The organism is Streptomyces sp. NPDC048650, assembly GCF_043199095.1.
In the GTDB taxonomy this organism is placed as follows: Bacteria; Actinomycetota; Actinomycetes; order Streptomycetales; family Streptomycetaceae; genus Streptomyces.
This window is the reverse complement of the sequence record NZ_JBICVM010000003.1, coordinates 304,026-316,370: the sequence shown is the minus strand read 5'-3', so window position 1 is coordinate 316,370 and position 12,345 is coordinate 304,026. Positions and strand designations below refer to the sequence as shown.

Below are 12,345 nucleotides of genomic sequence, written 5' to 3'. Positions count from 1 at the left end.
TCCTCCTCCTGCTAGGCGGTGAGGTGGGTGAGGGCGTCGGCTACGGCCTGGCACAGGTTGTGGATGGGCTTGTAGGCGCCGGTGCCGGCGACGAAGAAGCCGAAGAGGAACAGCACCAGCGCGTTGCCGAAGCTGACGTGCCTGCCGCGCAGCAGAACGACGGCGAGGATGCCGAAGAGGACGGTGGCGGAGAGCGTCAGGGCCACAGGTGTTCTCCTGTCGGTACGGCGGTGGGCGGCCCTTCCTCGGAAGGGCCGCCCACGTGATGGTCACGGTGTGTAGCTTTAGTGGGTAGTGAGTACTGGGTAGTGGGTAGTGGGGCGTCTACTGGGGCGCCCCTGTTGAGAACCCCCAGGTGAGCGATTCCCGGGGTTAGTGGGTAGTGGGGTGTCGCGCCCCACTACCCACTACCCAGTAACCGTGCGTGAGGTCAGGTGTGGTCGGGGTGGACGTAAACCGAGTGCGGTCCGCGGTCGCGGTAGACCAACTCGCCGCGTTCGGCGGCGGCCTTGAGGGCTTCGCGGACGGTCTTGCGGTCCCGGCCGACCATCTCCGCGATGGCGGCCGGCTTCATGCCCATCGCCCCGGCCGACTCGATCGCGTCGATCGCGGTGGGCAGCCACTCCGGCCCGGCCTGCGCCGCCTCGACCGGCTCCTCTTCGGGGGCGGTTTCGGCGGCCTGTTCGGTGATGCGCTCGAACTCCGCCAGGGCCCGCGCAATCGCCGCGGCCACCTGCGGATCATCCTCACCACCACCCGACCCTCCGCCGGTGGCGGGCCCGGTAGCCGGAGCCGGGGGCTCCTGGGGCGGTTCGGCTGAGGGGTTCTTGGCCTTCTCGATGTAGTAGTCGAGGGGCTTCATCGGGGTGAGCGTCCCGATGCCTCCCGCCTGTCCCGGTGCAGTGTTGCCGCCCGCGGCGCTGGTCCGGCCCGCTGCGGTGCGGGCGGCGGTGCCGGCCGGGGTGGGCAGGCCCAGGGCGTCCAGCAGCCAGGCGATCCGCTCGGGGTCGGACCAGCGCTCCGGGTAGCCGAACGGTGCGGCGTCCTCCTGCGCGGCCTGGTCGAGGTCGGGGCGGATGTCCCAGCGGGCCGCGGCGAGTTCTTCGATGTCGTGGCGCGGGGTGCCGTCTGCGTGTTCGTCTTCGTCGTTGGCGAAGTAGACCTTGCCGCGCTCCGGCCCGATGCCGCCTTCCTGGGCGCGGGCCTGGTCAAGGATGTAGAGGCTGCCCTTGCCGGGGAGCTTGGCCAGGTCGACCTGTTGGTAGTGGCCGGGGAAGACGAACTGTCCTTCCTGCTTCTTGGCGAAGCGCATGCCGATGGCGATGTCGTACTGCGAATCGACTTCGCCGCCGCCGGTGTTGGGGCCGGTGCCGCGCTGGACGGCGTCGACCACGTCCACGGCGGCCTTCCGGCCCTTCTTCAAAAGCCGGATCTTCGCCTTGAGGGCTTCCGGTGTCCAGGCCATCAGGTCGGAGTTCTCGTCCGAGAGGACGATGACGGCGGGTTCGGTGTCCTTGGGCTGGATCTTGCCGCCCTTCATCCGGCGGGCGCGGCCGTCGGTGATGGCCAGGGCGGCGTTCAGCAGCCGCACCGCCTCGGCCGGGTCGGTGGCCACCCAGTCCAGGATCGGGCGGTCGATCAGGCCTCCGTCGGTGTCCTTCCACTGCTGGGCCCAGGGGCGCAGCCAGCGCTTGGCGGTGTTGCCCTGGGCCATGTCGATCATCCAGATCACCGCGTCGGTGCAGCGGGTCAGCAGGGAGATGATGACGTGCAGCAGGACGCTCTTCCCAGACCCCTTCATGCCCGCGATCATGATGCTGACCTGACGGAACAGGATCTCGATCGGCTCCCCCGACTCCAGCAGGCCCAGGGTCAGCGGCTCCCGGATGGTCAGCGGGTGGCAGTCGTCGGGCAGGTCGATGGTCTCGGCGAGCACGTTGCGGGTGGTGACGTGCAGCATCGCTTCGGAGGCCAGGCCGGATTCAGCGCGGACCAGGCGGAGGGAGCCGGGGCGGATGTCGCCCTTGCGGGTCTCCAGCGCCGACAGCATCGTGAGCAGCTGCTCGTAGGAGGTGCTGGACAGCGTCAGTGGCATGGCGTAGCCGCCGCGGGTGCGCTGGCTCTTGCCGACCTCCACGCCCTTCGCCCCGACTTCTTCGAGCAGGCGCGTCCATTCGGCGCGGTCCCCGTAGCCGGTACCTGCTTCGGCGGCCCACTGGGCGGCGATCTCCTCCATTCGTAGTCCCCGGTCGATCGCGTAGAACGGGGTGAGGGCGGCGGTAGCGGCGCCGACGACGGCCGCGGAGGCGAGCGTCCAAGGGCTGCCATGGGCAGTCCAGTTGATCCAGGCGTAGGCCGCGCTGGTCCAGGTGGCGGTGAAGCCGGTGTGGAACCAGCGGCGGAACTTCGACTGCCCGGAAGTGCGGATGAAGCGGGAGGTGGCCGCGGCGGCGATACCGGTGAGGGAGCCGACGCCGATCCAGCCCAGGGGCAGCGCGTTGCCCGCATCGGCGGCCAGCCCGAGGCCGAGGCCGCCGGCGTAGACGGTGGCGGCGGTGAACAGCGGGGTGGACACCACACCGTGCCGCCAGGGGATCGGCTCGTGGTTGCTGGGACGGCTCAGCATGAGCAGGGTCTCCGTTCGATCGGTCGAGGTGAGCCGGAAGGCCGCAGGCCAGGCACCGGCGATTGGTGCCTGGCCTGCGGCGATGACGGACGGGTTAGCGGGTTACTGCCAGTTGGCGCGCTGGTCCCACTTGGCGCCCTGGATGGTGGGGTTCTCGATGTTGTCGATCTGCTCGGCGTGGATGATCCGGAACAGCGTCGGGATCGAGTCCAGGCGCCCGGCGAGCGCGTGGGCGTAGACGGCGGTGTCGTCGTATGCCTCGGGGATGGCCGCGTTGACCTTGAAGCTCTCCCGGCTGGAGTGCGCCGCCATGGAGATCACGTCACCAATCGCGCGCTGGATCTCCGCCAGGCTGTTGATGGTCGCCTCATAGCCGACCATGTTCCCGGCCGGGTTGAGAACCATCATGGCCCCGGCAGTGCGCACGGCGTCGGCGGCGTACTGCAGCGGCAGAGCCGGTTCGATGGAAGACACAGGAACTCCGTTCGTCGCGGGGGTGGAGATGCGGGTCGGGCTGTGCACCGGCCGGTGCGCTCCAGCCGTCCGGCCGCCGGCCGGTGCCGTGCGGCGGGTCTTGGGCGAGGTGGGGGTGGTTCCGGCGCCGGTGTGCCGGTACATCCAGCGGTTCAACCACCCCCAGGTCCCGGCCCAGGCCAGGGCGCGGGCGGCGGGGGTGGTCAGGGTGTGGAAGACGCGCGCCAGGGGCCGCAGCCAGTTCGGGCCCATGGCCGAGTAGCACACCGAGCCCAACGCGAGGTGGGCGTTGAGCAGGGCGCGGGAGCCGTAGCGCCAGGTGCGGGCCAGCAGCGGCGTCCCGTGCCGGGCAATGGCGTGGGCGGTGGCCCAGAGGGGGGCGGCGGCCTTGCGCAGCCGCTGCCGGGTCAGGGCGCTGGTGTGCTGACGCAGCTTGCGCCCCACCCAGTACCGGCCCCGCCGCCAGGTGCCCATCGCCGCACTGAATGACCGCTGAGCGACCTTGGCCCCGGATCCCCGGCCCATGCCACTGCTGCCCTTAGCCTTGCTCGGCTTCTTCACCTTGGGCTGGGCCTTGAGCTTGCCGGGGTCGGGGTCCTTTCCGCCCGTGCGGTCGCGGTTGACGGCCCTTTGCAGGGCCTTGGCCGCCTTCCAGGCCCGGCTGGAGACCGACGGAGACGAGGAAGACGGCGGCCGGTGGTGCTTGTGGCCCTTCACACCGCTCGACTGCGACCGCCCACCGGAGCTCCCGGCGCCGGTCGGTGACGTGGGCGTGGTGGGGGACTTGCGGCGCAGCGTCCGCGCCAGCCGCTCCACCGGCCCCGACCGCCCAGCACCACCAGCGCTGCCAGAGCGCTTGAGCGGCGCCGATCCTCCGCCGGTACCGGCGGAGGATCGTGGCGCCTTGGGCGCGGTGAGGCTGCGGCCGGTGCCGCCGGTGGCAGCCGCATTCCGCCCAAGACGAGCGGGATTTCCGCCAGCCGTGTTCGGGGCGACGGCCGACGGCGGCCTGTTTTTCGTCGCCAGCGAGCCGCCCGGCTTGTGCGATGAGCCGCCCATGCGACCACCGTCGGCGGCGGTCCTGGTGGGCTTACGGAGGGAGGGGCCGGAGCCGGTGCGGGCCGCCGGAATCCGCCCGCCCCCGCCCGGTGTCCGCCCCGTAGAGCCGGAGCTCGCAGGGGTGCGGTGTCCGGTGCCGGGTGAGCGTGAGGACGCCCGCCCCAGGCGGCCGGTGCCGGAACGGCGAAGGCGCCGGCCCGCCTTCACCACCAAGGTGGCGGTGGCGACGGCCGAGCAGGCGACGACGGCCAGGAGAACGGCGGGCAGGCCGAACTGATGAGAGAGCCAGCAGAACCCGATCAGGCCGGTCAGCGCGCCGCCGGGGATCAGCACCCCGGCCAGCGTCTGCCCCGGCGCGGAGGCGGGTTCCCTGGTCTGTGCGGCCGGCTTCGGCTGTTGCTTGAGGGGTTCGGGGGTGGTTGCGGGGGTGGGTGGTTTGGTCTCGGTTGCGGTCGAGGGCATGGGAGCCTCCTTCATGCGGCCAGCGCGGGAGCGTCTGCGCAGGGCACACACACGCCGAGTGAGGTGGGGAGGGTGTAGCCCGCATCCCGCCGGCAGACGGGACAGGTGCGGCGGGCGGCGTTCGCCTTCGCCAGGGCCGCCCACTTGCCCGGGGTCATGCGCCGGACGGGCTTGGCCTGGTCGATGCGGTAGAGGTAGGCCACCAGCGGCCCGCGACGACGCCGGGGCCGCTCGACCTGAGCGACCACCGGCTGACCACCCGGCCGCAGACCGAAGGCGCGCAGTTGACGTCGGGTGGCCAGACCGTCCGGGGCCAGGCGCCAGGGGTAGGTGGGCAGGCCGCAGGGTTTGCGGCTGGGCCTGCCCATCACGAGGTGGCGATGGCGAGGTCAGCGCGGCCGGCGTCGTCCGGTTGGCGCTGCTCGGCGTAGCGGGTGGAGACCCAGCCGACCGACCAGCCGCACAGTTCGGAGGCGGCACGCACCGGCAGGCCGGCGGCGAACGCTGCGGCGATCAGGGCGCGGGCTTCGTCCTCGGGCAGCTTCTCCTGGGCCGGGCCGCGGGACAGGAGCGCGGAGCGTTCACGCTCGGCCTGTTCCTCGCGCTCGCGCTGTTCACGCTCACGGGCCTCGGCCCGCTCGCGACGCTCACGCGCGGCCCGTTCTGCGGCCTGGCGTTCACGCTGTTCACGCTCGCGCTGCTGCTGTTCACGCTCGCGTTCACGGCGTTCACCAGCCTCCCGCTCCGCCCGCTCTCGAGCGGCGGCCTGCTCGCGTTCCTCACGCCGAAGGCGCTCTTCGCGGTCGGCCTGTTCACGGGTGAGCTGGGCTTCATGCTCACGCTGTTCACGCGCCAGGGAGGCAGCGTGCTCGCGCTCCTCGGCTCGTTCCCGGCGGGCGGCTTCCTCACGGTCGCGCACGGCGTTCTCCTGGCGCTCGCGTTCGGCCTGGCGCTTGTCCTCCAGGGCGGTCACGGCGTGGGTGATGGCGCGTCGGTAGGCGAGTCCGGTCTCTGCCGTGACGATTAGCAGCAGCGGCGCCACCGCGTGAACGGAGACTCCGACCAGGTCTTTCTTGAGGGCGGAGTCGGCGATGTTCAGGGCCAGGGTCATGGCGCCGGTCATCCACCGCAGGGCGATGGGCCACCGGCCGCCGTGTCCGCCCAGGCGGGCCAGCACCGAGTCCAGACGGACCACGATGACGACCGCGGCGTCGACGACGAGCGGCAGGATCGGTGCCGTCCAGGCCCATGCCTTGGGGGTGTGGGCGGACATGAGCGGGGTCACGGTGAGGATTGAGAAGAGCATCGCGCCGCCCACGATCAGCCATGTGCCGGCGGACAATGCCTTCTCTGCTGAACGCACTTGAACACCGTTCACGCCGCACCCCCAACCGGCTCCACCGCGGGGGCGGTGACGCTGCGGAAGTGGTCGGGGGCGGCGTCGTAGATGAACGACATGCACACCCACCGCAGCTCCGCGGCGGGACGTTCACCGACCGGGACCCAGCCGCTCAACGGTGCCCCCAGGGTGGCCGCATACGCGTAGGCGGCCGCCCGGTCGGGGTGGATGCTGTGGGGCTTGCCGTAGTAGAGCAGCAGCGCCATGGACGCATCCGCCGGGGCCGGTGCGCTCAGTGCCTCGATCTGGGCGGCCTGCTCGGCCGCCCGGTCGTGTGCCTCGGCGAGCTGGGCCTTGATGTTGTCCAGGGCCGCCTGGAGGTCCAGCGCATCCGCCCGGGCCACCTCGGCCTCACGACGTGCGGTCTTCAGTTGCGCGGTCAGGCGCTGAGCGGAGCGGGTGTGACCGGCGAACGCACGATCCGCGGTCTCCTGCACCTCCCGCGTACGGGCACGGGCCTGAACGATGTCCTGCTGCAGCCCGACGAGCCGGGCACGGGTGACGATGCGGATCACAGCGACTCACCGCCCTCACGCCCGGGGTTCGCGCTGTAGGCGATCAGGCTCAGGCGGACGCCGGCGTAGTCGGTGGCCGCGCGCAGAACCCGCGTCCGCCCCGCGCTCTGCTCGGCGTATGTCACCGATTCGGGGAGGATGCCGACCGCCGCGCGCCACGCCTCGAACGTGCCGAAGTCGTCGTGGCTCACCAGTTCAAGCCGGTCGGGGAAGAGCGTGGAGACATCCACGTTCATGGCGGGCAGGTCGGGGAAGTCCGTGGCCAGCAGCCGCAGCAAGCGCAGCGGCGCGGCGAGGTCGTTCATCGTCTGGGTGTTCATGACGCGCCCCCAGCCGTGAGCAGGGCGGCGAGGATGAGCAGGGCGCCGCCGGTCATGGTGAGGTCGACCGCGCGGCGCAGGCACGTGAACTTCGCGACCGCCAGCCGGGACAGTCCCGCGATGTCGGCGGCCAGATCCCGGGCGACAGCGGCGCCGATCTCGTCGGCGGCGAGGGTGGCCCACAGCGGGAAGCCGTGCCGGCCGCCCAGGTTCGGGCGCACCGACCGCAGCAGCAGACCAGCCGCACCGACCAGCACCGCCAGACCGAGGGTGCCCGCCACCAGGGCGGGCACGGTCAGCGGCAGGTCACGGCCAACCGTCCAGGCACCCGCGAGCACCGCGCCGACAAACGCCAGCAGCAACGCCGTCTTGGTGTCCGTCCGCGCGATCTCCGCCTTCACCTCAGCGTGCGCCAAGGTCAGAGCAGCGTCCTGGAAGCTCATGCCCCCACCTCCGGCACGAACGCCGCGGCGGACTGGTTGGCGATCTCACGGCGGGCGGCGAGCACCTTGCGCCGCGCCCGCCGGATGCGCCGCTGGTCCACCTCGGACGGCGTGCGGTCGAGAATCATGATCTGCGCGTCCAGCATCTCGACCTCCGCCAAGATGACCGGCATCTCCGCCTCGACCGCGGCCAGCTCGGCTGCCGTCGGGCCGCCGGTGGGCGGGGTGGCGGTAACAACCGCCTGAAGTGCAACGATGGACTTCATGGGTCGTGATCCCTTCGAAGATGGACGGCCCGAAGCGGCCCCGGGATTGCGCCCCGGGGCCGCGCGCCGTTGATGGGTGAAGCAGGAATGGACTTCCGGCTCCCCTCAGCCCCGCCCGTACGGCCCTTTCAGACCAGACGGACGGAGGAGGCAACCGACCGAAGCCAGGAGCTTCGGCAATCGAGGTGGTGCGTGTGGCCCCTACCAGGGGCCGCGGGTCTCGCATGGACGCGGGCCGTGCTCGATCCGGGGAGCCCCCTCCCGGACGTCATGGCGACGAAAGGTTGATGCCGCGTCGTTCTTTTACGTCGTGGGGTGCAGGCCATCCGTGCTTGCCATCAGCAATGAGCGCCCAGTTGGTACTGCACCGGGCCGCCCTTAGGTGCTGGGCGTCTGACGGGTCATCGCACGTGCCGACTGCCACCACCAGGGTGATGGCGCCACACGACGGATCTCCACTCACCTCCGGCCGGAGTCGTCACGGCCAGTGCTGCGGTGGCGGATCACACTGTTCAGTTCTCAAGCAACGACCGCTTTCTTTCGGCCCGTGTCACGGGGTCGTCCGAGCGGCGCAGGTCAAGCATTTGCGCAGGTCAAGCAATGTGACTTCCGGTGCCCAGTGGTGCGGCGCCCGGCGGCATGAGATACATGTAATACCTGTATCTCATGCGCTGTCAAGAACCCGCCCTCAGGAGGGCGTTCTCTTGGTGTGCTTCCAGATTGCTGTCTGAGCGGCAGACGTACGACCGCCCTCATGGACGACTCCGGGACGTCTGGCTAGGGTCGAAGTCGTCCCAAGACGTCCCAACGCAGAGGGGGAGAAAGGGAGATGGCGAACGAGCGCCTTCGTGGCGCGATCACGGAACGCGGCCTCACCATCGAGACGGTCGCCGAACGCCTCGGAGTGGCCAGCAAAACCGTCGAACGGTGGATTAGCCCCGGCCGCAAGCCATATCGCCGCTTCCAGTACGCGGTGGCTTCACTCCTCCGCTACGAGGTGTCCTACCTATGGCCCGACGAGCGCACGATGGCCGAGGTCACGTCAGCCGGCAGTGCAGAGCTGGTGAAGCTGTACCCACACCGCTCGGCGGTGCCCCCGCGTCTCTGGCCACAGCTCTACGCGTCATCCCGGACGCACTTCGATGTGCTGGTCTACTCCGGGTTCTGGCTGACCGAAGATCCCGAATTCCTCCGCCTGGTCAAAGAGAAGTCGGCGGACGGCGTACGGGTCCGTTTCATGCTTGGCGACCCGGACTGCTCCGAGGTTGCGACCCGTGGTGCAGACGAGGGAATCGGCGACGCGATGGCCAGCAAGATCCGCAACGCGCTGATGAACTACCGCGGGCTCTTCGGCCTGCCGGGCGTCGAGTTCCGTTTGCACAGCACGACCCTCTACAACTCCATCTACCGTGCCGACAACGAACTGCTCGCGAACGGCCATGTATACGGAGTCGGTGCCTACCTCGCCCCTGTCCTCCACCTACAGCGCGTCCCTGGTGGCGAGCTGTTCGACACCTACGCCGAGAGCGTTGAGCGCGTGTGGGAATCCGCCCGCGTGATCACTTCGCCCCCCGATTTCTCGGAGGTTCACGCATGAGCCGCAGGGATTACTTCAACGATCCGGACGCCCCGAAAGCCAACTCGGTGGTGCCTTCGGTTACCGCCGTCGTCCGAGATGAGGACGGGAGACTCCTGCTCATCCACAAGACTGACAATGACCTGTGGGCCCTCCCTGGGGGCGGCCATGACATCGGCGAGTCGATCGCCGAGACCGTCGTACGGGAAGTCGAGGAAGAGACCGGTATCGCGGTCGCCGTAGACGGCGTCAGCGGCCTCTATACAGACCCGCGCCACGTCATGGCGTACGACGATGGAGAGGTCCGGCAGCAGTTCTCCATTTGCTTCCGCGCGCATCCCACGGGCGGCTCGCTGCGCACCAGCGACGAATCCAAAGAGGTCCGCTGGGTCGCTCCAGCGGACCTAGACCGGCTCGACATCCACCCCTCGATGCGGTTGCGCATCGATCACGGACTGGATACCTCACGGCCGGTGCCCTACGTCGGCTGACCTGCGCTCACGGCGGCCATCCGCTCTTCGACCCGGCTCGCGGCAGCGTGAATCTCGGGTGCCGCCCGCTGGATGAAGCGGCCCACGATGGTGTCCGGGCCGTAGCGCGCCACGATCTCGTTCAGGCGGTCGGCCGGCGCGGTGTGGCCACCGTCCGGGGTCGTCGTCATGTCGCAGAAGATCAGGGCGTCGACCAGCTCCGGACGCTCCATCTCGAACTCACTCGCCAGCTCGTCACGGAGTCCCCGCTCCTCCGCCTCAAGCAGCGCGCAGGAATGATGCGCCACCAGACGAACCACCCGTTCGTCAAACGACTCCTGCTCACGGAGGAACCGGGCGCCATCGAGCGGATGGAACCCTGTCGTGGCGATTGATGGCGAGTAACCGACGTCGTGGAGGATCGCGGCGGCCTCCATGACGTCGGCGTCGCGGCCGAGGATGGGGTGCAAGGTCGCCGCACGCTTGGCGACCCCCAGCGAATGCGCCCAGCGGCGCGGGAGGGGGTCGGCCAGCATCGATTCCGAGAGGGCAAATGCCTGCTCTGTGAGTCCCATGAGCTCCAGCCTACGAATTGTGTGTGCTTGCCGGGAGAGCGCGAACGAACCGCCCCTTCCCATGCACGGCTTCCAGGAGCCCCCGACCTTCCAGCGCTGATAGAGCGCTGCGCAGGGCTGTCCGCGAGACCGCGAATTCCTCGCAGAGCCGGGCCTCGGACGGGAACGCGTCACCGACCGCGAAGCCGCGTCCCGCGATCATGTCGCTCATCCTTTGCGTCAAGGGGCGTCGCTCTCTGCCGTCGCTGACCACGCGGCCGACCCCAGGCTCGGAATGGATGAGACCTTCCTTCTCCAAGATCTCCAAAGCGCGCCGCACCGTAGTCCGCGCCACCCCGTGCTCACGCATCAGCGCGGCTTCGGAGGGGAGCCCCGTCTCAGCGAAGCGCCCCTTCCCGATCTCCTTGCGCAGGGCATCCGCGATCAACAAATACGTCCCGCGCGGACTCGCACCTGGCATCTGGTCCCCTCTCACCCTCTGATGTGCCGCATGGCCAAGCGTCGCACAGCAGGTATCAAAGGACCGCTCGCCGGGCAGGCCCGACCAGCCCGTTGCGGGGTTCGGTGAAGTCGACCAGCCGTCCGGGCAGGCGCCCAACGACCAAGCACATGTCCCCGCGTGGAGTTGGAACTCGTGGCGAGTCTGCGACTTCGGAGGCATAACCCTCTTTGTCGAATATGTCCTTGATGTGGCGATGCAGCCATCGTGCACCGGTGACAGCCAGCAACCAAATTGACGCCACCGAGAGATTGGTAATTCCAGCCGATATTCATAGAATGCAGGAGAGGGCGTCAATCGAAGTTTACGCAATGTCCGACCGGTGTTGCGTGCGACAATTACGCAAGCCTGCCCACTTGAGCCAGTAGGGTTTACACCCGTGACTAAACGAATTGCGCCAGTCCGTGATCGTATCCGGAAGACATTGGCGAGTGCTCGCACTTCTGAGCCGTATCCGGTTTGGATGACATGGAGGACGCTCGCCGGGCGAGTGTACGGGTATGGACACCCAGACAAAAGTGATATCCAGAATGTTCGGCGAGCTGCTGAACAGATGTACGACATCGACATGCTGCGGTTTCAAGGGAGTAATAAGCACGCTGGCCCTCGGCTGGTTGCATCTGATGTGGAGGCATGGCTCCGGCGTCACATCATTGACGTGTATCCAGACACGATGGAAGCAGTGGACTATGCCTCTTACCGTCCTCCAAGCCCCGAACACGTACTGAAGGCGTTTCAGGTCGGGTGTCAACAAGAGGAACGGATCCGCGTCGACCTGTGCAAGGTCGTAAAACTCGTCAACAAGTGCTGCGGCACAGCAATTGACCCATCTGAAACAGCATGGCAGAGAGTCGGCCTGGAGGAGCAAAGGAAGGTGCTCCGTCAGGATGAGATGCATAAGTTGCACACGGCTCTGGGGGCTGCGCTAGTACAGAAGGAGCGGAAGGAGCGAGAAGCGCGTCTAATCACCCTCGGGCCGTATCGCGTCGACCCAGAATTGGCCGCTCATTGCCCTGCCTGTCTACAGCATCTACCAACTGGCCTACTCCTGAAGCAGCAAACAACAGTTCAGCTGGGTACGGTCGTTAAACCGCGGCAGCCTGCGGCGCAGCTCCCCGGTGAATCGGTGGCCGGCGGCACGAGCGGCATGGAGCAGGGTGACGGCAGTCTCTGACGACAACGCCATCAGACCGAAGCTGTGTTGGCCTTGTAAAGCGCGGCTCATCAAGCTCGCTTGTGACTGCCGAGCCTCAACCGCCTGACGTTGCCCCCGGAACGCTCCCCTCCGGTGAATACACGGTGACGACACTGTCCGAGCGGGCCTCGCTAGCCACTAAGCCGCAGGTCAAGCCGTCAGGTGAGCTGGAGTGGATCACTCTCTTCTAAGCACTTGGCCGCAGGTTCGAGTCCTGCCGGGGGCGCCGACGGAGACCCTCCCCTTGGGAGGGTCTTTTTGCTGGTCAAGGCATGCGCGGGTGCACAGGTGGAAGCGCCGGGCCGGCCCCGGATGACCACGGGGAGGGACCGGTGTCGTACGGCTGTCACCGGGTCCCGCGGGGGGCCGCGTCGCATACGTGGCGAAGTGGTCTCGCGGGCCGCGGGGGCTGCCCCCTCCCAGCGGCTGGTCGTCCGGCGCACGCCGAAGCCGGTCCGGCGGCCAC

General features: G+C 68.7%; 14 protein-coding genes. 3 read left to right on the top strand and 11 right to left on the bottom strand.

Annotated elements, in window-relative coordinates:
* Positions 1-11: 11 nt before the first annotated feature.
* From ACGFML_RS10735 to ACGFML_RS10695, 9 genes are all read right to left on the bottom strand, one after another.
* Complete coding sequence (locus ACGFML_RS10735; protein ID WP_093813914.1) at positions 12-206, bottom strand: hypothetical protein; 195 nt, start codon at positions 204-206, stop codon at positions 12-14.
* 224 nt (positions 207-430) lie between these two features.
* Positions 431-2,626 carry a hypothetical protein gene (locus tag ACGFML_RS10730; RefSeq protein WP_393542181.1) on the bottom strand — a complete coding sequence of 732 codons (2,196 nt, stop codon included), beginning with the start codon at positions 2,624-2,626 and terminating at the stop codon, positions 431-433.
* A gap of 102 nt (positions 2,627-2,728) precedes the next feature.
* Positions 2,729-4,621: a hypothetical protein gene (locus tag ACGFML_RS10725; RefSeq protein WP_393542180.1), complete on the bottom strand. Its 1,893-nt coding sequence runs from the start codon at positions 4,619-4,621 to the stop codon at positions 2,729-2,731.
* 11 nt (positions 4,622-4,632) lie between these two features.
* A complete protein-coding gene (locus tag ACGFML_RS10720; RefSeq protein ID WP_393542178.1) occupies positions 4,633-4,989 on the bottom strand; it encodes an RRQRL motif-containing zinc-binding protein in 357 nt (118 codons plus the stop codon).
* Positions 4,989-5,999, bottom strand: a complete 1,011-nt coding sequence (locus ACGFML_RS10715; protein ID WP_393542176.1) for a DUF2637 domain-containing protein — start codon at positions 5,997-5,999, stop codon at positions 4,989-4,991. The genes ACGFML_RS10720 and ACGFML_RS10715 overlap by 1 nt, the downstream gene beginning before the upstream one ends.
* A complete protein-coding gene (locus ACGFML_RS10710; protein ID WP_393542174.1) occupies positions 5,996-6,535 on the bottom strand; it encodes a hypothetical protein in 540 nt (179 codons plus the stop codon). The genes ACGFML_RS10715 and ACGFML_RS10710 overlap by 4 nt, the downstream gene beginning before the upstream one ends.
* Positions 6,532-6,855 (bottom strand): hypothetical protein, encoded by a 324-nt coding sequence (locus ACGFML_RS10705; RefSeq protein ID WP_393542172.1) that lies wholly within the window; start codon positions 6,853-6,855, stop codon positions 6,532-6,534. The genes ACGFML_RS10710 and ACGFML_RS10705 overlap by 4 nt, the downstream gene beginning before the upstream one ends.
* Positions 6,852-7,298: a Pycsar system effector family protein gene (locus tag ACGFML_RS10700; protein ID WP_393542171.1), complete on the bottom strand. Its 447-nt coding sequence runs from the start codon at positions 7,296-7,298 to the stop codon at positions 6,852-6,854. Before ACGFML_RS10700 ends, ACGFML_RS10705 begins: the two co-directional genes overlap by 4 nt.
* Positions 7,295-7,564 carry a DUF6284 family protein gene (locus ACGFML_RS10695; protein ID WP_393542169.1) on the bottom strand — a complete coding sequence of 90 codons (270 nt, stop codon included), beginning with the start codon at positions 7,562-7,564 and terminating at the stop codon, positions 7,295-7,297. Before ACGFML_RS10695 ends, ACGFML_RS10700 begins: the two co-directional genes overlap by 4 nt.
* A gap of 829 nt (positions 7,565-8,393) precedes the next feature.
* On the opposite strand from ACGFML_RS10695, the gene ACGFML_RS10690 reads away from it, so the two are divergent.
* The gene (locus ACGFML_RS10690) at positions 8,394-9,161 is read left to right on the top strand and encodes a helix-turn-helix domain-containing protein (RefSeq protein WP_393542167.1); all 768 of its coding nucleotides are present in this window, start codon (positions 8,394-8,396) and stop codon (positions 9,159-9,161) included.
* Positions 9,158-9,631 (top strand): NUDIX domain-containing protein, encoded by a 474-nt coding sequence (locus tag ACGFML_RS10685; protein WP_393542165.1) that lies wholly within the window; start codon positions 9,158-9,160, stop codon positions 9,629-9,631. Before ACGFML_RS10690 ends, ACGFML_RS10685 begins: the two co-directional genes overlap by 4 nt.
* Here the strand turns inward: ACGFML_RS10685 and ACGFML_RS10680 are convergent.
* Together ACGFML_RS10680 and ACGFML_RS10675 are read right to left on the bottom strand one after the other, a co-directional pair.
* A complete protein-coding gene (locus ACGFML_RS10680) occupies positions 9,619-10,185 on the bottom strand; it encodes an HD domain-containing protein (RefSeq protein ID WP_393542163.1) in 567 nt (188 codons plus the stop codon). The genes ACGFML_RS10685 and ACGFML_RS10680 overlap by 13 nt on opposite strands.
* A gap of 10 nt (positions 10,186-10,195) precedes the next feature.
* Complete coding sequence (locus ACGFML_RS10675; protein ID WP_393542161.1) at positions 10,196-10,645, bottom strand: GntR family transcriptional regulator; 450 nt, start codon at positions 10,643-10,645, stop codon at positions 10,196-10,198.
* Positions 10,646-11,237: 592 nt separating this feature from the next.
* Here ACGFML_RS10675 and ACGFML_RS10670 point away from each other — a divergent pair.
* Complete coding sequence (locus tag ACGFML_RS10670; protein ID WP_393542159.1) at positions 11,238-11,858, top strand: hypothetical protein; 621 nt, start codon at positions 11,238-11,240, stop codon at positions 11,856-11,858.
* Positions 11,859-12,345 lie beyond the last annotated feature (487 nt).